Below are 21,672 nucleotides of genomic sequence, written 5' to 3' on the forward strand. Positions count from 1 at the left end.
GTTGAAACCGGTGCAGGCGCCTTCTGCTGCAAACCCCTAGGAGTCGCTCCTCGTGACCGCGAGGAGCGTGGGTTGAAACGTCCAGGACGACGTTCGCGGTCCAGCCGCCGCAGCATCCACCGGGCGTACCTGCACGCCATCCAGCGCTCGCGCAAGAGCGTGCTCATCGCCGCGGCCTACTTCGTGCCGGACCGGCGGCTGGTCGCCGCGCTGCGCGACGCGGCCCGGCGGGGCGTGGAGGTGAGCCTCTTGCTCAACGCCCGCTCGGACCACCCCCTCCTCGAGTTCGTCACCCGCGCCTTCTACGAGAAGCTGCTGGGCGCGGGCGTGCGCATCTTCGAGTGGCAGCGCGGCGTGCTCCACGCCAAGACGGCCGTCGTGGACGGGGCCTGGGGCACCCTGGGCTCGTTCAACCTGGAGCGGCTGAGCCTGGCCTTCAACCACGAGGTCAACGCCGTCTTCGCCGACCCGCGCCTGGGCCGGCAGCTGGAGGAGTCCTTCCGGACGGACTGCGGCGACTGCCGCGAGGTGACGCTGGCGGAGTTCCGCCGCCGGCCCCTGTGGCGCAAGCTGCTGGAGCGCGCCCTGTACGCCCTGCGCAAGGTGCTCTGAGGGGTGTCCCCGGGGTTGTCCTGGGGCTGCCCCGCCGTGGCGCAAGAGGTGTCGCGGACGACATTCCCCCAGCGGGACGCATGGTTCCGATGAGCGGGGCTGGACCCTTGCTGGGTCAACCGTCCATCGCCGGATGCGTGTGCAGGAACCCTTTGCAACGCGTCAAAGGCGAGCCTAGAAGTCCCCACATCCTGCGCACGGAAGGGCACCGCACATGACCGACAGTTTCGGCACGAAGTCCAAGCTCCAGGTGGGCTCGGCCACCTATGACTACTTCAGCCTGAGCAAGCTGGCCAAGGCCCACCCGTCGGTGGACCGCCTGCCCTTCTCGCTGAAGGTGCTGCTGGAGAACCTGCTGCGCAACGAGGACGGGCGCGTCGTCAAGCGCGAGCACGTGGAGAAGATGCTCGCGTGGGACCCCAAGGCCACCCCGGACGTGGAGATCTCCTTCCACCCCGCGCGCGTGCTGCTGCAGGACTTCACCGGCGTCCCCGCCGTCGTGGACCTGGCCGCCATGCGTGAGGCGCTCGCCTCCATGGGCGGCGACCCGTCGAAGATCAACCCGCGCAACCCCGCCGACCTGGTCATCGACCACTCGGTGCAGATCGACTCCTTCGCGACGACGGCGGCCTTCAAGGAGAACGCGGAGCTGGAGTTCGAGCGCAACCGCGAGCGCTACGCGTTCCTGCGCTGGGGCCAGAGCGCGTTCAAGGGCTTTGGCGTCGTCCCGCCGGACATCGGCATCTGCCACCAGGTGAACCTGGAGTTCCTGGCGCAGGTGACGTTCCGCCAGGGCAGCACCGTGTACCCGGACACGCTGGTGGGCACCGACAGCCACACCACGATGATCAACGGCCTGGGCGTGGTGGGCTGGGGCGTGGGCGGCATCGAGGCGGAGGCCGCGCTGCTCGGCCAGCCCATCACCATGCTCATCCCCCAGGTGGTGGGCTTCAAGCTCACCGGCCAGCTGCCCGCGGGCGCCACTGCGACGGACCTGGTCCTCACCGTCACGCAGATGCTCCGCAAGAAGGGTGTGGTCGGCAAGTTCGTGGAGTTCTACGGCAGCGGCCTCAAGGGCCTGTCCCTGCCGGACCGCGCGACCATCGCCAACATGGCGCCCGAGTACGGCGCCACCATCGGCTTCTTCCCGGTGGACGAGGAGAGCCTCAACTACCTGCGCTTCACCGGCCGCCCCGAGGCCGTCGTGGCCCTCACGGAGGCGTACGCGAAGGAGCAGGGCCTGTGGCTGACGGCCGACGCGAAGGACCCCGTCTTCAGCGACACGCTGGAGCTGGACCTGTCCACCGTGGTGCCCAGCCTCGCCGGCCCCAAGCGCCCGCAGGACCGCGTGCCCCTCAAGGACATGAAGTCCGGCTACGAGAAGTCGCTCGTGGAGATGCTCTCCGCCGGCAAGAGCAAGGGCGAGGATGACGAGGGCGGCGGCAAGGGCAAGGCGGCCCCCGCGGCCGAGGTCCCCGCGGAGCGGCTGGCCCAGAGCGTCACCGTGAAGCAGGGCCGTCAGAGCTACCAGCTGGGCCACGGCGCGGTGGTCATCGCGTCGATTACGTCCTGCACCAACACGTCCAACCCGGCGGTGCTGGTGGGCGCGGGCATCCTGGCCAAGAAGGCCGTGGAGCGGGGCCTCAACCCCAAGCCCTGGGTGAAGACCAGCCTGGCGCCGGGCAGCCGCGTCGTCACCGAGTACCTGCGTGACTCCGGCCTGCTGCCGTACCTGGAGGCCGTGGGCTTCCACGTGGTGGGTTACGGCTGCACCACCTGCATCGGCAACTCGGGTCCGCTGACGGAGCCCGTCGCCAACGCCGTCGTCGAGGGCGACCTCGTGGTGGCCGCGGTGCTCTCCGGCAACCGCAACTTCGAGGGCCGCATCAACCCGCACGTGCGCATGAACTACCTGGCGAGCCCCCCGCTCGTGGTGGCGTACGCGCTGGCGGGCGAGGTGGGGTTGGATTTGGACACGCAGCCCTTGGGCACGGACCCGAACGGCCGCGAGGTGTTCCTCAAGGACATCTGGCCCACCAACGACGAAATCAAGGCGGTCATCCGCGCGTCGGTGAAGCCCGAGCAGTTCCGCAGCCAGTACGCCAACGCCATGGAGGGCGACGCGCTCTGGCAGCAGCTGCCCGTGGGCAAGGGCTCCACGTTCCAGTGGGATGAGAAGTCCACCTACGTGCGCAAGCCGCCCTTCTTCGAGAACCTGCCGAAGGAGCCCAAGGCCACGCAGGACATCAAGGGCGCGCGCGTGCTGGCGCTCCTGGGTGACTCCGTGACGACGGACCACATCTCGCCCGCGGGCAACATCGCCAAGACGAGCCCGGCGGCCAAGTACCTCATGGCCGAGGGCGTGGAGCCCAAGGACTTCAACTCCTACGGCGCGCGCCGCGGCAACCACGAGGTGATGGTGCGTGGCACCTTCGCCAACATCCGCCTGAAGAACCTGCTGGTGCCCGGCGTGGAGGGTGGCGTCACCGTCCACATCCCCACCCGCGAGCGGATGAGCATCTACGACGCGTCCATGAAGTACCAGGCGGACGGCACGCCGCTGGTGGTGCTGGCCGGCGCCGAGTACGGCACGGGCTCCAGCCGTGACTGGGCCGCCAAGGGCACGCAGCTGCTCGGCGTGAAGGCCGTCATCGCCAAGAGCTTCGAGCGCATCCACCGCTCCAACCTCGTCGGCATGGGCGTGCTGCCCCTGCAGTTCGAGGCGGGCCAGGACGCGCAGTCGCTCGGCCTCACCGGCCACGAGACGTTCGAAATCACCGGAGTCGCGCAGGACCTGGCGCCGCAGAAGAAGCTCACCGTGAAGGCCACGGGCGAGGGCGGCGAGAAGAGCTTCACGGTGGTGTGCCGCATCGACACGCCCAACGAGCTCGACTACTACCGCCACGGCGGCATCCTGCAGTACGTCCTGCGCCAGCTGGCGAAGGCGTAGCGCCGGGAAAGACGAAGACGAGACGGGTCCCGCTTTCCTCGGCGGGGTGCCGGCTCACACGACGGCCCGGAGTGCCCGCTGCGGCGCTCCGGGCCGTGGTGTCTTCAGAGCTGCTTCAGGCGGGCCCAGGCGGCGCGGTAGCGCGCCAGCCGGTCCAGGTCCTTCGCCGTCACCTGGGTGAGCCGGCGCACGTCCATGTTGTCCTCCAGGTCCGCCAGCTTCACCCGGCGCGCCAGCGGGTCCGGACGCAGCCGCTCGATGAAGGCCTCGTAGGATTCCTCCTGGCGGCGGGTGAGGCCCTCCAGCGCGCGCAGGACGGGCTCCGCATAGCCCTGCTCGCGCAGGCGCTCAATCGTCCAGGGCGTGTCCTCCACCACGTCGTGGAGGATGGCGACGGTGCGCTCCTCCTCCGTCTCCAGCTTCAGCATCAGCCGCAGCGGGTGCAGGATGTAGGGCTGTCCGGCCTTGTCCCGCTGCCCGCGGTGGGCCTCCACCGCGAGGGCAATCGCGTCTTCGAGCGTGCGCATTCCAGGTGTCCTCCGTGACGGGAGGCCCAGGATGTCGCCGCGGGAGGCCGGGGGCGTCGCGCGTGGGTGGGCCCCCTCGCGCGACGCGTCGTCAGTTGCAGTTGCCGGAGCCCGAGCCCGCGGTGCCCTGGGCGCAGTTGGTGCCGCCTCCGCCGTTGTAGCTGAGCAGACCCTCGAGCGCGAGCTGGGTGGGCGTCTGGGCGCCGTCCGCGCGGCGGGGGCGCAGCGTCTCGGAGATGCAGATGGCGCCCACCAGCGCCACCTGGTCGTTGTCCCGCCGCCAGTCGACCGTCAGGGGCGCGAACTCGTCCTCGTTGTCGCGGATGTAGATGTAGACGTCGGGCTTGCCGTCGCCGTCCACGTCCGCGAAGAGCTCCGGGTGGTTGGAGCGCAGCGTCGGGTCGGCGGGGTTGGCCGGGTTCGGGTTGAAGCTGGAGCGCACCGGGTCATAGACGGCCGGCTGGGACAGGTAGGTGTTCCAGCTGGGGTAGTTGCGCCCGAAGTAGCTGCGCGCGAGCTGCAGGCCGCTGTCCGCGCAGCTCTGGCGCTGGCTGGCGCGGCTGCTGGCCACGGCGCGGATGCGCTCGCCGCCCGCGTACATCATCAGGCTGGCCACCAGGCCCAGGAGCACGGTGACGAGCAGGACCACCACGAGCAGCGTGGCCCCGCGAGGGGAGGGGGAAGGGCGCATGGGCATGGTCGGGCTCACAGGTTCGCGGCCGCCAGGTTGGGCAGCTCCATGCGACGGGTGAAGAGGCTGCGGTAGTAGCCGTCCGCGGCCACCGTGGGCGCCCGGACGTTGTTCTCCACGGTGACGGGCTTGTCGTCCGCCAGCACCGCGGAGCTCTGGCTGTTGCGGCGCGGGTTGCGGCCGGTGGCCACCACGCTGATGCGCAGCGTGCGCAGGCCCGCCTGATGGTCGGCGCCCTGGCCGTGCCTCCAGGTGTACTGCGCCGGGTCATCCATGCCCGTGGTGTCGAACCCGAAGGCCACCTGGAAGTCCTCCACGTTCTCCTGCACGACGAAGGGCGTCGCCCCGGCCATGTCGGAGAAGGGGCGGCCCAGCGCGTCCGCCACCAGCCGGCCCTCGGTGCGCAGGAGCGACGGGCGCCTGGAGACCGGATGCGGGCCGATGAAGAAGTGCACCAGCCGCACCGGGTACACCAAATCCCCCTTCTGGAAGCCGCCCTTCTCCGGGGCGTTGGAGAAGCCCGGCGTGCCGGACTCGGCGTAGTTCACCCGGCCCGGCACGCCCGGCGTGGACGGGACGATGTTCAGCTCGGAGATGAGCGCCGCGGACGTCATGTTGCTGACCAGGTGGAGCTGCGGGGCCTTGAGGCTCTGGGTGCAGTTGACCTCCAGCTCGCCGGTGCCGGGGCGCACCACGGACACGGCGGCGCCCGGGGTGACGCAGGGCTCGCCCAGGTAGTCGCGGTCCGGCACGACCAGCCACAGGTCGTCGCTGCCGTCGGCCGTGGTGACGTTGCCGGAGGTGCCCGCGCCGGTGGTGCCGTCGCGTCCGAAGAAGGCACTGGTGCGCACCGGGACGCCGTTGCGGCGCACCCAGATGCCGTTGGGCGCGCCCGCGCCCGCCTGCCGCACCAGGCTCATGATGGCCTCGCCCGCCAGGCGCGCCGAGTCGTGGCTGTCCGTCGTGTGCTCCGTGTTGTGGACCACGCGGCTGCCGGCCACCATCAGCGCCGCGGCGGCCGCGATGATGATGCTGGTGAGCGCCAGCGCCACCATCGTCTCCAGCAGCGTCATGCCTCGCGTCTTCATTGGACGAACACCTCGCTGTGCGCCTGCGCGCGGGCGGCCGTGTCGCCCTTGCGCACGATGCGGGCCCAGACCGTCACCGGCTGGGCGCCCGGGGGGAGGACTCCGGGGACGGCGGGCTCCCTGGGCAGCCCCTTCGTCACCAGCATCTCCCGGCAGTACGTGCCGTCCGGCAGCGCGGGGGCGTTGCACGGCGTGCCGGCGGGGATGCCCGCCAGGGGCTCCACCGTGCCGTCGGCGGACAGCTTGAAGTAGGCGCCGGAGGAGGGGTCCCCCGGCACGTGCGTGCTCACGTCCGCCTTCCACGGCGCCGCGCCCGGGGCCAGCTCCGTGGGGAAGGTGGCGGGGCGCTCCACCGCGTCGACGAGGAGCTTCGACTTCGAGGCCAGCCGCAGCCGCTGCATGCTGGCGTCGAGCATCATCCGCTTGGCCTGCAAGAGCTGCCCGTCATGGACGTCGCGGGAGGCGAACACCATGCCTCCCACCGCGCCCGCGGCGGCCAGGGCCAGCACGCCCATGGACACGAGCACCTCGACGAGACTTGCGCCGCGGCGCGCGGCGAGACGTTGCGAGCTCATTCGAAGAACCTCTGGCTCCAGTTGAGCAGCCGGAAGACGAAGCCGTTCTGGCCGTTGACGCGCATCTGCTCCTTCGCCTCGGGGGTGTTCGCCCCCGCCGGGTCGTTCACCGTGTGGCGGGCAATCTTGCTCACGCCCAGGCCGATGACGTGGCTCTGGGACGACGCGCCGCTGCCCTGCTGGAACACCGCCACGCCGCCGAAGTTGGCCACCGTCATGGAGGACAGGCTGCTGACGGCCCCCGTCCCCGACGTCGCCGTGTTGCCCAGGTCCAGCGCCCATGTCTTGCCGCTGATGTTGCCCTCGACGGACATCAGGTCGGAGCCGATCTTCCCGTTCGCGGTGGAGAAGTACGCGGTGCGCCCCGCGACGGTGATGGTGCCGTACACGTGCTGCGGAGCGCCGAACGTCAGCGGGAAGGGCGTGGGCTCCTGGAGGATGCCCTGCTGGGTGGCCAGCCCCTTGGCTTCCGAGGCGCTGATGTTGGTGCCGTCCAGTTTGAGGCCCGAGGTGCCCAGCGGCAGCCGGCGCGAGGTGCCCAGCAGCGCCAGGTGCAGCTGGCCCGCGTCGTCGGCCGGCACCCAGTCCACGCCGCCCGTGCCCACCAGGGCCACCAGCTCGCCCTCGTAGTTCTTCAGGGCGCTGCCCGCGGTGATGTTCTGGGGCAGGCGCGCCAGCGCCACGTTGGTGGAGAGCGGCCGGCGGTCACCGGTGACGGACTGCGCGTCCAGCCCGGTGAACTTGCAGGGCGTGGCGCACGGCGGGTTGGCGCGCGCCACGTTGACGTTCTGCCCGGTGGCGCCGTCCAGCTCCCACAGCTTGCCCTCCATGTCGCCGGTGTACACGCGCGCCGCGCCGCCGGTGTCCGTCAGGACGGTGGGCGCGTGGGGCGGCGTGTTGTCCACCCAGGCCTGGGTGTAGCCGCGCTCCCACTGCCACAGCTTCTGGCCGGTGGCGATGTCGATGGCGAACACCTGCATGCCGAAGGTGGGCGAGCCCTGCGCGCCGGAGCTGCTGGCGCCGACGAAGACGGTGTACGTGGGCTCCAGGCCCTGGCGCACCACGCCCACCGACAGGCCCCGGGTGCCGCCCATCTCCGTGTAGTTGTAGAGGCCCGTCGGGTGGCGGCCCGGGTCGTCCAGGGGCGCCATGACGAAGTGGGCCGTCTCCTCGCGCCACTTCCACGCCCACTGGGTGCCGCCCGTGTCGCGGTCCGCCAGCTCCACCGGCGCGTGCGGAGGGAAGCTGCCCGCCTGGAAGTGGCTGCCCACCAGGTGCCACAGCAGCACGGGCCTGAGCGGGTTGGTGATGTCGAGCGCGAACAGGTCCCGCCCCTTCTGGCCCGCGTTGGCCACCAGCACCGTGTGCCACTCGCGCTTGCCGCTGCCCACGAAGTCCGCGAAGACGTCCAGCACCACCGGCGCGCTGTTGACGGCCGCCGCGTTGCTGCGCAGCCACGGCAGCTGGGTGGCCGGCAGGAAGCTCCACAGCTCCGTGCCCGGCGGGGGCGTGGAGCCGCTCTGGAAGCTGGCGCTCCAGTTCTTGGGGAAGGCCGTGTCCGCGGGGCTGACGTTGGGGAAGGACAGGTTCTCCGCGGGGCCCGCGTAGCGCGCGCCGCCGGACACGTAGAAGGCGTGGAGCTGGCCGTCCAGGCCCGCGGCGTACGCGACGGTGGGCCGGGGCGCGACCTTGTCCGGGATGTACCCGCTGGGCTTCACCACCGCGGGCGAGGAGTGCACGAAGCCGCCCAGGCGCGCGCGGTTCTCCGCGTCCTCGTTGTTGCACTGGCTGTCGGAGGGCTCGAGCAGGGGGCTGCCCGAGCCGTCGTTGCCGGTGGAGGTGGCGTAGCAGAAGCCGCGCACGCGCTGGAGCATCTGCGCCACCGCGTTGAAGTCGTTGGCCAGCTTGGTCTTGTTGACGGCGGCGGTGCTCTGGCCGAAGTCGGTGCCCGCGAGCTGCTCGGTGAACTGCACCGCCTGCTGCAAATCACACACGCCGTCGCCGGTGGGCGTGGTGACGAAGTCGAAGCGCGAGGTGCCGTCGGGGTTCTTGACCTCGCCCAGCTTGAGCACGTCCACGCAGTGGGGGTTGGGGCCCGAGCCGTAGTTGGCGTTGATGGCGGTGCCGGCCACGTTCTGCGGCTTCCAGCCCACCTGGAGCACGCCGCGCGGCGCGCGCAGGCCGGTGCCCAGGGACGGGTTCTGCTTCACCTGGCCGCCGAAGTAGGTGAACAGGTTGCGCTCGCGCGGGTGGGGCATGACGGTGTCCGCGTCCCACAGCGTGGCCTCGTCCAGCGCGCTCTCGCCGGTGGCGAGCGCGTTGCCGCCGATGAGCGAGTGGGCGCGCAGGTGGCCCGGGTAGTAGGGGAACACCCAGTGGGAGCCCTGCGTCGGCAGGAACGTGTCCGCGCCGGGCGGGTAGCCCCTCACCGCGTCGTACGTGGCCGCCATCACCAGCGCGCGCGAGCCGTCGCCGTCGCTGCCGTTGGGGTCCTCGAAGGCCACGGGCGCGGAGAGGGCGCGCTCGTTGCTCAAGGGCTCCGAGCCCAGGTTGAGCAGCGTGTTGAGCACGATGCGCGTGCCGGGGACGCTCGCCTTGAAGTCGTGCCCGGCGAGGTAGACGATGGTCGCCTTCTTCGGGTCGTTGTCCTTCTGGTTGAAGGTGAAGAAGTCGTGACCGCGCCGGGCGTCCTGGCCGACGTGGGTGGCGTTGTCGTAGACGTGCTCGTCCTTGTGGCCGTACCAGCTCACCGCGAGCCGCCGCACGCCGTCCTTGTACGTCGCGCGGTAGTTCTCCGTGTGGCCCACCACGTTGTTGAAGCGGAAGTCTCCCATCTGGGAGAACGGGTCCCCGGCGTTGGGGTAGATGACGCACTGGCCGCGGTTGCGCTCCGCCTGCGCCATGTAGTCCGGGTCCGTGCAGTTGCGGCCGTCCCAGCTCCTGCCGCCGCTGAGCTGGTTGATTTGAAAGCCGGACTCGGCCTGGAAACGCGAGGAGAGCACGGGCGTGCGGTCCGGCTTGAGCGTCGCCTCGTAGGACCAGATGCTCGCGCACTCGGCGAACAGGCCGTTGCCGCGCTGGTTGGTGAAGTACTCCACGTTGTTGAGGGCGTTCTCGCGCTGGGTGGTGGCGCCGTCGCCGTTGGGCACGTACTCGCGGCGGGTGATGTTCCCGATTTCCCAGTGGGGCGCCCAGAACACCTTGTAGCGGGGCTTCTTGGTGACGGGGTCCACCGCGTTGAGCAGGCCGTTCTTGAAGGTCGCGGTGGAGACCAGGTCCGCGTTGGCGTGGAGCGCGTCGTAGATGAGGCCGGGCTTCTTGCCGTTGAGCGTGCAGCCGGACGTCGTGCCCTCGGGGCAGCCGCCCGCGCCCGGGAAGTCCAGGCCGGCGTTGCGCAGGTAGTCGTCCAGCATGCCGCCCTTCACCAGCGGGTCCCCGCTGCTGTTGAAGCCGTCCGACAGGTCCAGCAGGGCGATCTTGGGCGGGACGCGGTTGATGCGGCGGGCCACCGGCGCGGTGAACTCGATGGTGGCCTGGTGCATGCGCACGTGGTGGCAGCCGCTGTTGTTGGTGAAGGTGGCGCAGCCCCGGGCGCAGGTGGTGCGGAACTTCTCCGGGGACAAATCACCGGAGCCCGAGCGGATGAAGTCGATGGCGTTCTTCGCGTCCTCGGCGGCGATGATGAAGGCGCCGCCCGAGTAGCGCGCGGTGGTGAAGCGCGGGTTGGCGACGGTGTGGTTCAGCGTCACCGCGGTGAAGTAGGGCCGGGCCTGGGTCGCGGTGGTGGTGAAGTTCTCGATGGCGGCGTTGGGATAGACGCCGCTCGCGGGGAAGGGGACCCCGTAGTTCACCGGCACCACGGGCTGCTCGTTCTCCTTGGTGTTGGTGATGGTGAAGTCGCAGCCGTCGTTCCACCGGTCGTCATTGGCGGGCGCCGGCGCGGTGTGACGGTTGGTGGGCACGCACCGGTTGGGGGACGTCTTCTGGTCGTTGATGGCCAGATACACCGTCACCGGGTTGTTGGCGTTGAAGCCGCCCGGCTGGTTCGCCTGGAGGATTCGCCACACCAGACCGTACGCGGACAGCGAGCCGCAGCCCTGCTGGAAGGTCGCGTTCTCGGGGATGATGAGCGAGCCGCGACTGAAGGTGACGAGGTCCGCCGCGGACGCGGGGAGCGCCAGCAGGACGCATATCGCGACCAGCGCGCGACGCAGCAGCAAGGAGGGGGGCCGAGGGCTCATGGGGTGCTCCCACCGGGGGGGTGAGCCGACCCGGGACAGGGTCAGCCTGGCCACCCGACTGCACACCCTGTGCCCGGCTCCGACGCCCGCTTGCTCCCAGTAGGGCGCTGGAAACTTCTCTTCAGCCCCGAATGCTCGGGGGACGAACGGCTATGAAAACTTTGCGACTCCGCAACGGCTTGCGTAGCCAGGCGCCCGGGAATCCCGAGCTACCAGTCGCCCTTGCCGCGCAGGGACTTCTTCTCCGACGTGCGCTTCTTTCCTTCGAGTCTGCGTCGCTTCGCACCGGCGGAGGGGCGCGTGGGGCGGCGCACCTTGGGGACGACGGTGAGCGCTTTCAGGCCCTCGCGCAGTCGCTCCAGGGCCACGCCCTTGTTCTGCGTCTGGCTGCGCCGCTCGGTGGCGGAGACGGACAGCTCGGTGGCCGCGTGTGTGAGGCGCACGCCGCTGGCGGTGGTGTTGCGGTGCTGCCCGCCGGGACCGGAGGCGATGAAGTAGTCCACCTCGCACGTCTTCAGCAGGGCCTCGTCGTCGAGCGCGAGGGCGTCTCGCGCGGCTTGTCGGCGGGTGGGTGAGGTCGTGGTGGTCATGGCGTCTCTCGAAAGGTAGCCCTCGACGCTGGGGTCTTGCACCGACTGACTCGGCGCCATCGTGCCACCGCTCCCCCCCGGGGCGCCCCCGCCCTCCAGGCAGCCGGACAGGCTCTCGGGGTGAGAGGGTGATTGTATCGTTTTGAGAGGCCCGGAGCCTTCGGGGTGCTGTGTTCGAAGTGATTCCAGTGGGTTACGGGTTGGCCCGGTGGTTGCTCCATGGGTGGTCAGACGCGGTAACCCAAGGAGACACGGACATGGCCCTCAAGACCTGGCAGTTGGACGCGGCGCACACGACGGTCGGCTTCATGGTTCGCCACATGGTGGTGGCGAAGGTGCACGGCCGGTTCACGAAGTTCGAGGGGAAGGTGGTGGTGAGCGGAGACGACCTGTCGCAGGGCTCGGCGGAGGTGAAGATTGAAGCGGCGAGCATCGACACGGGCGTGGAGCAGCGCGACAACCACCTGCGCTCGCCGGACTTCTTCGACGCGGCGGCGTTCCCCAAGCTCATCTTCCGCAGCAAGCGCGTGCAGGACGCGGGCAAGGGGCACTACCGCGTGGTGGGCGACCTGACGATTCGCGACGTCACGCGCGAGGTGACGCTGGACACGGAGTTCCTGGGGAAGGTGAAGGACCCGTGGGGCAACGAGCGACTGGCCTTCCAGGCGAGCACCAGCATCGAGCGCAAGGAGTTCGGGCTCTCGTGGAACCAGGCGCTGGAGGCAGGCGGGCTCCTGGTGGGTGAGCGTGTCGATATCACCCTGGACGTGCAGGCGGTGGCGGTGGCGGCGGAGCAGGCGGCGTGAAGTGGCATGCGGCGGGGCGCCCGCTGTCCCGCAGGTCCGTGACGGGCGGGCTGTTGGTCGGAGCCTCGGGCCTGGTGGGTGGCGGGCTCCTGTCGCGCCCCGCAACGCGGGGGCAGGTTGATGCATCTGAGTTGCAACTCGAAGGGAAAGGGAGGCAGGCGATGATCTACGTCCGGAATGCAGAGGAGAGGGGCCATGCCAACCACGGCTGGCTGGACACGCATCACACGTTCTCGTTCGCGGACTACTACGACGCGGACTTCATGGGGTTCCGCACGTTGAGGGTCATCAACGAGGACACCGTGGCGCCGCAGCGCGGGTTCGGCATGCACCCGCACCGGGACATGGAGATCATCACCTACGTGCTGGGCGGGAAGGTGGAGCACCGCGACAGCATGGGCACCCAGGCGGTCATCCAGCCGGGTGAGGTGCAGCGGATGAGCGCGGGGACGGGCGTGGTGCACAGCGAGATGAACAACTTCGCCGAGCCGCTGCACATGCTGCAGATCTGGATCCTCCCGAACGAGAAGGGCCTGAAGCCGGGCTACGAGCAGAAGGCGTTCGACGCGAAGGAGCGTCAGGGCCGCTTCCGGGTGGTGGCGTCGCCGGACGGGCGGGAGGGCTCGCTGACGGTGCACCAGGACCTGCTGCTGCACGGCACGCTGCTGGGCAAGGGCGAGTCCGCCGAGTACGTGCTTTCACCGGGGCGTCACGCCTGGGTGCAGGTGGCGCGGGGCTCGGGCACGCTGAACGGCGTGAAGGTGAAGGCGGGTGACGGCGTGGCGGTGTCGTCCGAGGACAAGCTGGTGCTCACCGCCGAGACGCCGGTGGAGGCGCTGCTGTTCGACATGGCCTGAGCGCGCGAGCGCCGGGCGTTCGCGAGTCGCACCCGGGCCGGGTGGCGAGGACCTGGATGAAGGTCCCTGCTCCCCGGCCCTCGTGCGTCCTGGGGGCTTTCAGCGCATGTCGAGCGTGAGGCTGGTCCTGGCCGTGCGCCCGTCCTCGGCGGTGGCGACCACGGTGACGGCCACGGGGAGGCGGGCGACGCTCGTCGTGGTGGCGATGAGGATGTTGGCGGACGCCTGGTCACCGGGGACGACGACGGGCTGGGCGGTGATGCGCCGCGAGTCGGACTCCAGGGTGAGCGTCAGCGGGCCGGTGAAGCCCTCGGCGCGCGTGAGCTGCACGGGCGTGAGCTCCGACTGTCCGACGAACAGGGTGAGCTGCCGCTGCGCGAGGGCGATGGAGAAGTCGGGCTGGCTGGTGGTGGTCGGGAGGACCACGACGTAGAGCTCGGCGCCGGAGACCAGGTCCTTGCCGGAGTCGTTCGCCAGCAGCAGCGTGCGCTGGGCGCCGGTGACGGCGATGTCCTGCGCGACGCTGACGGTGACCATCTGGGTGGTGATGCCCTCGCCCTCGGGGACGATGATTTCGGGCGTCATGGTGATGCCCTCGGGCGCGGACTCCATGTTCACGCGGAGCTCCCCGGGCTGGTCGCCCACGCGGTTGAGCGTCACCTCGAACTGGGTGGACTGGCCGGGCTCGAGGCTCACGGCCCAGGGCATGGTGAACTGGAGCCGGTAGTAGGGCGAGTTGCTGTTGCACGAGGCGACGAGCAGACAGCCGAGGAGGAAGAGGCTTCGGCGGAGGACGGGCATCATGGGCGTGGTTCTCCCGGGAACGGCTCAGCATGAAACCGCCGCCCCCGTGGAGCAAGCCGCCCGGGTGGACAGCGTGCGCGGAGCGACATCGGCGGCGTGAAGGAAGCAGGACATCCCAACGTCCGGGATTCAGGGGCATTCCTCGGAGAAATGTGGGGGGCGTAGACCTTTGGACGGGCTGGTCCGTTGATGGAGGGGAACGCGCGCGCGGCCACCCCTTTTTCCACGCAGACCCTTTCCCTGGAGTTCGCCATGGACCTTCCGTCCCTGTCGCGGGCCGTGCTGTCGGCCGCGCTCGCCCTCACCCTGTCCTCCACCTCCGCGCTGGCCGAGTCGTTGCCGAGGGCCGCGGTCTCCACGCCTGCTTTGCCGCAGGGCGACGTGGCTCCCAAGGTCCAGGACGTCGTGGCCCCCAAGGTCCAGGACAAGGTCGAGGTGAAGGCGGCCCGGCCCGAAATCGAGGTGGTGTTCGTGCTGGACACGACGGGCTCGATGAGCGGCCTGTTGGAAGGGGCCAAGCAGAAGATCTACTCCATCGCCTCGCGCATCGCGCAGGGGCGGCCCACGCCGCACCTGAAGGTCGGCCTGGTGGCGTACCGGGACGTCGGCGATGACTACGTGACGAAGCGCTTCGACCTGAGCGACGACCTGGACACGGTGTTCGCGAACCTGCGCCGCTTCCAGGCGGGCGGTGGAGGAGACACGCCCGAGCACGTGGGGCGCGGGTTGGGTGAGGCGGTGTCGAAGCTGTCGTGGAGCCAGGACCGCACGGTGATGAAGGCCATCTTCCTGGTGGGGGACGCGCCTCCAGCGGCGCGCAACGACGACTGGGACTTCAAGCACTGGGCGCAGCGGGCGCGCGACAAGCACATCGTGGTGAACACGGTGCGGTGCGGCCTGGATGCCGAGACGCAGAAGTCGTGGAAGTTCGTGGCGAAGCTGACGGACGGCACCTACGACTCCATCGACCAGTCCGGCGGCATGGTGGCGGTGACCACGCCCTATGACGCGGAGCTGGCGAAGGTGAATTCGGAGCTGGCCTCCAAGACGCTCTACACCGGCAAGGCGGCGGTCCAGGCGAAGAACAAGGAGCGGGCCAAGGCGATGGCGGAGCTGGCGCCGGAGGCCGCGTCGGAGCGCATCAGCTACATGCGCAAGACGGCGGACAAGGGCTCGTCCGGCGCCGCCGCTCCGAGCAGCGCGCCCGTCGCGGTGGATGGCGCGGTGGACCTGGTGGTCGCGCCGGGGGCGCTCGCTCGGGTGAGCGCCGACGAGCTGCCCGATGAACTCAAGGGCCTGGATGACAAGGCGCGCGCGGCGAAGGTGAAGCAGCTGGGCGAGGAGAAGAAGGTGCTGGAGGCGAAGGCCTCCAAGCTGGCCGCGGAGCGCGAGGCGTGGCTCGCGAAGAACCGCTCCGAGAAGGAGGACGCCTTCGACGCCAACGTGATGAAGGGCGTCAAGGCGCAGGCCGCGCGGCACGGCGTGACGTACTGAGGTCGCTGGGCGGCCGCCCCGAGAAGGAGGACGCCTTCGACGCCAATGTGATGAAGGGCGTCAAGGCGCAGGCCGCGCGGCACGGCGTGACGTACTGAGTCTCTGGGCGGCCGGAGCGGGGGGCTCCGGCGCCAGAGTCGCATGCGTGTCGGCGCGGCGTGGCGACGCTACTTGATGTGGTGCCGCACGAGACGGGCTGCCCCTCGCAAGGCCGCTGCTCGCGACGCCGCCCGGTGCGATGCGTCCGGAGAAGGAGCCGCTCCTTGCGTGGAGTCTGCTCGCGTCGCGGCGCGGGGCTCGTCGGCGCGACGAGCTACTCGCGCGTCACCGCCTGGAGGATGGCCTCGCGCCGCCGGTCCAAGAGGCGCAGCGCCAGCGGGAGCGAGGCCCGGTAGATGGCCAGGTAGAGCCCCGCGCACAGCGCGATCATCATCGCGGACTGCCAGGTGGGCCCGTCCTTGCCGGCGAGCTTCAGCGTCCAGCCGAAGGGCATGCACCCGATGCTGGCCGCGATGATGCCGAGCATCGACGCCGTCAGGGGCACCTTGTCGCGCCGCTTGAGGTTCGCGTGGAACTTCACCGGGAAGTACAGCGACAGGAAGTTGCCCGCGGCCAGCAGGATGGGGAGCACGCCCACCACCGCGGCGAGCGCGCACGCGATGTCCACCCACGTGCCGAAGCCGAAGTACACCCGGTAGAACAGCGCCACCAGCACCGCCATCCCGAGCGCGGCCGCCGCCTGCACCCGGTTCTTCGCGTGCAGCACCTCCGCCAGGTTCAGCGGCGCCGCGAGGAACGCCGCGAAGCCCTGCCCGTCATAGGCGAATGTGTTCTGCGAGAACGTGGACGCAATCACCACCGCGCCATAGATGCACAAGCCGCCCATCAACCACGTGTCCGCGGAAGCCCCCAGCAGGAACACGAACAGGTCCCGCCCGGACAGCAGCTTCAGCAGGATGGCCAGGATGAAGGGCACCGACGCGAGCAGCCTCGCGCGCGGGTTTCTCCACAGGTCCAGCGCCTCGCGCGTCACCAGCGTGGAGAAGCGCGTGCGCGTGCGCGCGAACGGGTTCCCATCCTGCGAGTCCTTCGACTGCGGCCCCGCGCGCCCCGCCTGCCGGTGGAAGCGCATGAGCAGCGCGTACGCCACGCCCATGCCCAGCGCGGCGAAGAACAACAGGCCCACCGCCTCCGCCATCGCCACGCGCGGGCGGAACCACGCGAGCTGCCCCAGCCCGTCCCCGAAGAAGCCCGGCGGCACGCGGCCCAGCGCCACCGCCGCGTTGATGATGAGGCTCATGTCCAGCGCGTCCACGCCCTCGGTGCCCACCGCCGTCAGCCACGACGTGTCGATGGGCGGGATGAACGACGCGGCCACCAGGAAGGCCAGCAGGCCGCCACCCATGATCTCCGCGCTGCGCTTCTCGCGCAGCACGTTGATGACGGCGTACAGCGCCACCCGGCTCCACGCGGCGCACAGGAGCGCGAACAAGGCGTACAGCACCACCGCGAGCCACGGCGCCCACAGCCGGTTGACCGACGCGAAGCCCAGCGCCGCGCCGGTGAGCGGCGCGTAGAACACCAGCGCGCGCGGCTCGAAGAGGCTGGCCACCGTGGAGGCGATGAGCAGCCGGAACGGCGAGATGGGGAAGGCCGCGTACCGGCTCAGCTCCGAGTGGTCATCCACGCCCGCGGACAACAGCGGCCACGTCACCCAGACGGAGAAGGTGACGAAGCACAGCAGGTTGAGGATGAAGTACGGCCACACGTCGCTCCGGGCCACCGGGCCCAGCCGCATCAGCCCGAAGAAGAACAGGCCGAAGAACACACCCGGCGCGCTGGACGCGAGGAACGCGCCCACCGCCAGGAGCCGGCTCTTGCCCGGCCCCTGGTTCAGCCCGATGTCGAAGCGCAGCCCCCACAACAACAAGAGGTGCCGGAAGAAGCCCGGGACGGCGGGGCGGCTCATGCCGGCTCCCGCAGCGCGACGACGGGCGCGGGCGCCTCACCGTAGAAGGACAGGCGCGCGTTGCGCGAGGCCGGCACCGCGATGAGCTTCTCGAACACCGCCTCCAACGAGGGACAGTCGTAGCGTCCGAGCAGCGACGACACCGTCCCCTGGTCCAGCATCCGCCCGCCCTGGATGATGCCCGCGTGCGTGGCCAGCCGCTCCGCGATCTCCAGCACGTGTGTGGTGAGCAGCAGCGTCACCCCGCGACGCGACAGCTCGCGCAACAGCTCCCGGATGACGCCCGCGGCCAGCACGTCGATGCCCTCGAAGGGCTCGTCGAGCAGCACCAGCTCCGGCGCGTGGATCAACGCCGCGGCGATGGCGAGCCTGCGCCGCATGCCCTTGGAGTACTCGGCGACGAGCGCGCCCGCCTTGTACGTCAGCTCCGTCAGCTCCAGCAGCTCCGCCGCGCGCGAGGCCGCCTCGTCGCCGTCCAGGCCGTACATGCGCGCGCAGAACGTCAGGTACTGCCGGCCGGTGAGCCGCTCGAAGAGGCTCAGCTCCTCGGGCACCACGCCCACCCGGCGCTTGACCTCCATGGGCTTGTGCACCGCGTCCACGCCCAGCATGCGGATGCTGCCCGCGTCGGGGCCATACACGCCCGTCAGGAGCGCGATGCTGGTGGACTTGCCCGCGCCGTTGGGGCCCAGGTACGCGTAGAAGGCCCCCTTCGGAATCTGGAGGTCCAGGCCGTTGAGCGCGGTGAAGGAACCGAAGCGCTTGACGAGTCCGCGCGCGTCGACGGCCAGTTCATCGGAAGAGGAGGGCGTCATGAAGTGGCGCCATCTCACCCGAGCCGGCACCCCGCCGACAACCCCACCCGGGGCCCGGAGGCGTCAGTGCACGAACGTCATCTCCGGCATGCCGACGATCTGCTGCACCGTCTGGCGGACCTTGTCCAGGTCCACCGGCTTGGAGATGTAGCCGGCGGCGCCCACCAGCTCCGCCTCCCACTCGAAGCCGTAGCCCGAGATGATGATGATGGGCAGTCCCCGAGCGCGCGGCATCTTCTTCAGCGCGTCGAGCAACCCCCAGCCGCTCATCACCGGCATTCGCAGGTCCAGCAGCACGGCGGCGGGCATGTCGCCCTCGAGATGATCCAACGCCTCCCGGCCATTGGCGGCCTGGGCGGTTTGGTAACCCATCTCCTCGAGGGCATCGCAGATGAGCGTGCGGTGACTCGCGTCGTCATCGACGACCAGGATGTGGGACATGGCAGGGCCTCAGAGGGGAGCTGCGGCGTCTCTAACCGCGGGATTCTATGGGCCGCAAGATGGGAACGGCTGCGGGATTCCGGAAGGGGGCACGCGACTTTTCAACAGCCAACCACCCTCGGGATACAGCCATCCTCGGGACCCGCGTCACTCGTGCGTCTTCTTCGTCACGTCCGCGTCGCCGGGCGCCTGGGCGGTGTCCGTGCGGCGCAGGTACGTGTTGTGCGCGTAGCCCTGGCGAGACAGTCGCTGGGACTCGATGGCGTCCGCGACCTTGGTGCACACCTGGCTCAAGAGCCTCAAGGACTCCGCCAACAACTTCTCGGCGTGGTCCTGGGCATCGGCGTTCTTGATGGTGGTTCGCTCCTTGCGGAACAGCCCTGGCAACCTCATTCCTCCAAATCTAGGAGACCCCGACGCCCCGCGCCACCGCCCCCACGGGGCCCGGGCGCCGCGCGGGCCTCCAGACCGGGCGCCGCCAGGCCCCTTAACCGGATTGACGGCCCAGCAAATTTACATTTTTGAGCAGTCACCGCGGACCTCGCTCGCCCGCCCCCCCTGACTGTCGCGTAACCCACGGATATCAAAGGCGCTTAACGAATTTTCAAGAGGGGGGATGACAGGAAGTTAATTGATCCCTACATTGCCCACGTCGCATTGGACGCAAAGGAGCTGCGCATGGCTTACGACGGCGAGCTGGTGAAGATGCAGAACGGTCGCTGGGCGCGGTTCCAGCGGTGCCAGGTGTACCGCCCGGGCGTGGCGGACGCGGGTGAGACCATGTTGCTCATCGCGGTGGAGCTGGAGGAGCGCTACCAGCTCCTGCTCGACGGGGCGGCGGACTCGCTGGCCCAGTACCGCTACCAGGGCGTGCCCGTGCAGGTCCGGTTGGATCCGGAGGCGCAGGCCATCACCCTCCAGCCCGAAGTGGCTCCGTCCGCACCCGCGGTGCACTGACTCCCACGCTCCTCGTGAGCGCGGCGGAGCCGGTTTGACGGATTCACAACACAAGGGGCCTCGCGATTCACATCGCGGGGCCCTTTGAATTTACAGCCGCCGGCGTGACGCGTCAGCGGCCCTCCAGCCAACGCGAGTAGGCCCCGAAGTCGTAGCCCCGTCCCAGGAAGTCGCGCACCAGGTCCGCGGCGTCCTCGGAGCCCCCGGGCGCCAGCACCTTGTCGCGATAGCGGCGGGCCGTCTCCACGTCCATCAGCCCGTGCGCCTCGAACGGGGTGAGCAAATCCCGCGCGATGACGAGCGACCAGAGGTACGTGTAGTAGAGCGCCGAGTAGTCCCCGTCGAGCTGGGTGAAGGCCAGGTGGGCGTAGGTGCCGTCCACGGCGCGGAAGGGCAGGTAGCGCTCCTGGAGCGCCAGCACGCGCGCGGTGGAGTCGCGGCCGGCGGGGTCGCCGTCGTGCAGGTGGAGGCTGACCGCGGCGTAGAAGAGCTGCTGGCGCACCCACAGCCCCTTGCCGAAGGAGTCCGCGCGGCGCATGCGCGTGATGAGGTCCTCGGGCAGCGGCGCGCCCGTGTCGATGTGCCGGGCGAAGCGTCGCAGCGTCTCCACGCTCCAGGCCCACTCCTCCAGCACCTGGGCGGGCGCCTCCACGAAGTCCACCTCCGTGCGCGTGCCGGACAGCCCCGCCCAGCGCGTGCGGCCGCCCAACAGGTGGTGCAACAGGTGGCCGAACTCGTGGAAGAAGGTGCGCACCTCGGAGTGCTGCAAGAGCGCCGGGCGCGCGCCGGGGCGGGGGAAGTTGCACGTGAGCACGCCCTCGGGCAGCGCCTTGCCCGCGCGGCCCACGGCCAGGTCCCACTGCGCCGCGTGGGTGTACTTGCCCGGGCGCGGGTGCATGTCCAGGTAGAAACGGCCCAGGCGCACGGGGCCCTCGAGGACGTCGTAGACCTCCACGTCCGGGTGCCACACGGGCGCGTCGACCACGCGTTGGTAGGTGAGCCCGAAGAGGCGCGCGGTGAGGTCCAGCACGCCCTCTTTCACGCGCGTGTATTCGAAGTAGGGCCGCAGCTCGCGCGAGTCGAAGCGGAAGCGCTCGGCGCGCACCCGGTCCTCCAGGAAGGCCTGCTCCCAGGGCTCCACGCGGGTGGCCTCGGGCTCGTCGCGGCGCTTCCTTTCGAGCAGCGCGTCGTACTCCTCGCGCACGCGCCCGGTGACGGTGGTGGAGAGTGACTCGATGAAGTCCGCCGCCACGTCCTGGCGCTTCACCATCTTGTCCTCGGCCGCGTACGCCGCCCACGTCGGGTAGCCCAAAAGCGTCGCCAGCGCGTGGCGTGCCTGGAGCATGCGCGCGAGCGTCACCAGGTTGCGCGGGTGGCCTCGGCGCCGGCCCAGCCGCCACAGCGCCTCGCGCGTGGCCGTGTCCCGCGCGTACGTCATGAAGGGGCCCAGGTCCGACGTGTCCGTGCGCAGCCTCACCCGTCCGTCCGGGCCCGGCGGGTGCGCGCGCACGTAGTCCTCCGGCAGGCCCGCGAGCGCCGAGGGCGCCACGTCCAGGTGCCGCACGTCCTCGTGGATGTGCCGGCTGAACTCCTGGCCCAGCAGGATGAGCTCCTCCTGCAGCTGCCGCACGCGCTCGCGCGTCGTCTCGTCGCGGTCCACCCCCGCGCGCTTGAAGCCGCGCAGCACCCGCGCCATCCAGTGCCGCGTCACCGCGTCCTGGCCCGCGAGCGTCAGCCCCGACAGCACGTCGTAGACGCGCCGGTCCAGCGCGATGTCCGTGCGCACCCGCTCCACCGCCTGCTCACACCGCTCGGCGGCGGCGCGGAAGGCCGCGTCCGGATGCACGTTGGCGCCGATGCCCGAGCGCCCCACGACGTCATCCAGCAGCGCCATCGCGTCGTCGTACGTGGTGAGCACCTCCACCTCGGGCGCCGCTCGCGTGGACGGCGCCGTCAGCTTCGCCACCGCCGCGCGCGCCGCCTGGATGTCGCGCCGACACGCCTCCATGAACCGCGAGGGGCTCACGGCCAGCAGCCGCCCCGCGTCCGGCACCAGCCGCGCGCCTCGTGCGTCGCCCGCGCGGACAGGGCCCTGCCGGGACGGGCCCGTACAGCCCGCCAGCAGCAGCGTGACGACGATGACGAACCTGAAACGCAAAGGCCCTCCCGAACCGGCAAGTGTGGAAGCGGAGCGCGCCACCTGGGGGCTAACCCGTACCCGCTTTCGCAAAGAGGACGGATGGGAGTCCAGTTTG

17 protein-coding genes and 1 pseudogene are annotated in these 21,672 nt (G+C 70.2%); 6 read left to right on the top strand and 12 right to left on the bottom strand.

Annotated features, from left to right (window positions below):
- Positions 1-99: 99 nt before the first annotated feature.
- A pseudogene (locus FL311_RS15365) lies at positions 100-612 on the top strand (phospholipase D-like domain-containing protein); the annotation flags it as partial.
- A 214-nt stretch (positions 613-826) separates the two neighbouring features.
- Positions 827-3,562: an aconitate hydratase AcnA gene (acnA, locus tag FL311_RS15370; RefSeq protein ID WP_141325896.1), complete on the top strand. Its 2,736-nt coding sequence runs from the start codon at positions 827-829 to the stop codon at positions 3,560-3,562.
- 104 nt (positions 3,563-3,666) lie between these two features.
- Here the strand turns inward: acnA and FL311_RS15375 are convergent, their stop codons facing one another.
- From FL311_RS15375 to FL311_RS15400, 6 genes are all read right to left on the bottom strand, one after another.
- Positions 3,667-4,089 carry an HD domain-containing protein gene (locus FL311_RS15375; RefSeq protein ID WP_141325897.1) on the bottom strand — a complete coding sequence of 141 codons (423 nt, stop codon included), beginning with the start codon at positions 4,087-4,089 and terminating at the stop codon, positions 3,667-3,669.
- A 91-nt stretch (positions 4,090-4,180) separates the two neighbouring features.
- Complete coding sequence (locus FL311_RS15380; RefSeq protein WP_141325898.1) at positions 4,181-4,780, bottom strand: hypothetical protein; 600 nt, start codon at positions 4,778-4,780, stop codon at positions 4,181-4,183.
- Between the two features lie 14 nt (positions 4,781-4,794).
- The gene (locus FL311_RS15385) at positions 4,795-5,868 is read right to left on the bottom strand and encodes a PilW family protein (protein WP_141325899.1); all 1,074 of its coding nucleotides are present in this window, start codon (positions 5,866-5,868) and stop codon (positions 4,795-4,797) included.
- On the bottom strand, positions 5,865-6,443 hold the full coding sequence (locus tag FL311_RS15390) for a type II secretion system protein (RefSeq protein ID WP_141325900.1): 579 nt from the start codon (positions 6,441-6,443) through the stop codon (positions 5,865-5,867). The genes FL311_RS15385 and FL311_RS15390 overlap by 4 nt, the downstream gene beginning before the upstream one ends.
- Positions 6,440-10,684, bottom strand: a complete 4,245-nt coding sequence (locus FL311_RS15395; protein WP_141325901.1) for a hypothetical protein — start codon at positions 10,682-10,684, stop codon at positions 6,440-6,442. Before FL311_RS15395 ends, FL311_RS15390 begins: the two co-directional genes overlap by 4 nt.
- Positions 10,685-10,893: 209 nt before the next feature.
- A complete protein-coding gene (locus FL311_RS15400; protein WP_141325902.1) occupies positions 10,894-11,274 on the bottom strand; it encodes a peptide chain release factor-like protein in 381 nt (126 codons plus the stop codon).
- Between the two features lie 257 nt (positions 11,275-11,531).
- On the opposite strand from FL311_RS15400, the gene FL311_RS15405 reads away from it, so the two are divergent.
- A complete protein-coding gene (locus FL311_RS15405; protein ID WP_141325903.1) occupies positions 11,532-12,080 on the top strand; it encodes a YceI family protein in 549 nt (182 codons plus the stop codon).
- Positions 12,081-12,241: 161 nt separating this feature from the next.
- Positions 12,242-12,937: a pirin family protein gene (locus FL311_RS15410; protein ID WP_141325904.1), complete on the top strand. Its 696-nt coding sequence runs from the start codon at positions 12,242-12,244 to the stop codon at positions 12,935-12,937.
- A gap of 99 nt (positions 12,938-13,036) precedes the next feature.
- On the opposite strand, the gene FL311_RS15415 is transcribed toward FL311_RS15410, so the two are convergent.
- Entirely contained in the window at positions 13,037-13,741 is a 705-nt protein-coding gene (locus FL311_RS15415; RefSeq protein ID WP_141325905.1) for a hypothetical protein, read from the bottom strand.
- 252 nt (positions 13,742-13,993) lie between these two features.
- Here FL311_RS15415 and FL311_RS15420 point away from each other — a divergent pair, with 252 nt between their 5' ends.
- The gene (locus FL311_RS15420; RefSeq protein ID WP_141325906.1) at positions 13,994-15,235 is read left to right on the top strand and encodes a VWA domain-containing protein; all 1,242 of its coding nucleotides are present in this window, start codon (positions 13,994-13,996) and stop codon (positions 15,233-15,235) included.
- A 313-nt stretch (positions 15,236-15,548) separates the two neighbouring features.
- On the opposite strand, the gene FL311_RS15425 is transcribed toward FL311_RS15420, so the two are convergent.
- The 4 genes from FL311_RS15425 to FL311_RS15440 all read right to left on the bottom strand — a co-directional run bounded on the left by FL311_RS15425 (position 15,549) and on the right by FL311_RS15440 (position 18,853).
- Positions 15,549-17,204 (bottom strand): hypothetical protein, encoded by a 1,656-nt coding sequence (locus FL311_RS15425; protein WP_141325907.1) that lies wholly within the window; start codon positions 17,202-17,204, stop codon positions 15,549-15,551.
- Complete coding sequence (locus tag FL311_RS15430) at positions 17,201-18,019, bottom strand: ABC transporter ATP-binding protein (protein WP_141325908.1); 819 nt, start codon at positions 18,017-18,019, stop codon at positions 17,201-17,203. Before FL311_RS15430 ends, FL311_RS15425 begins: the two co-directional genes overlap by 4 nt.
- Positions 18,020-18,082: 63 nt before the next feature.
- A complete protein-coding gene (locus tag FL311_RS15435) occupies positions 18,083-18,460 on the bottom strand; it encodes a response regulator (protein ID WP_046711476.1) in 378 nt (125 codons plus the stop codon).
- A gap of 147 nt (positions 18,461-18,607) precedes the next feature.
- Positions 18,608-18,853 carry a hypothetical protein gene (locus tag FL311_RS15440; protein ID WP_141325909.1) on the bottom strand — a complete coding sequence of 82 codons (246 nt, stop codon included), beginning with the start codon at positions 18,851-18,853 and terminating at the stop codon, positions 18,608-18,610.
- Between the two features lie 285 nt (positions 18,854-19,138).
- On the opposite strand from FL311_RS15440, the gene FL311_RS15445 reads away from it, so the two are divergent.
- The gene (locus FL311_RS15445) at positions 19,139-19,417 is read left to right on the top strand and encodes a hypothetical protein (protein WP_046711478.1); all 279 of its coding nucleotides are present in this window, start codon (positions 19,139-19,141) and stop codon (positions 19,415-19,417) included.
- Between the two features lie 112 nt (positions 19,418-19,529).
- Here FL311_RS15445 and FL311_RS15450 read toward each other — a convergent pair whose 3' ends face one another.
- Positions 19,530-21,575: a M3 family metallopeptidase gene (locus FL311_RS15450; protein WP_228556889.1), complete on the bottom strand. Its 2,046-nt coding sequence runs from the start codon at positions 21,573-21,575 to the stop codon at positions 19,530-19,532.
- Positions 21,576-21,672: the final 97 nt, after the last annotated feature.

This window comes from Myxococcus sp. AB025B (genome assembly GCF_006518215.1).
Classification (GTDB): domain Bacteria; phylum Myxococcota; class Myxococcia; order Myxococcales; family Myxococcaceae; genus Myxococcus; species Myxococcus fulvus.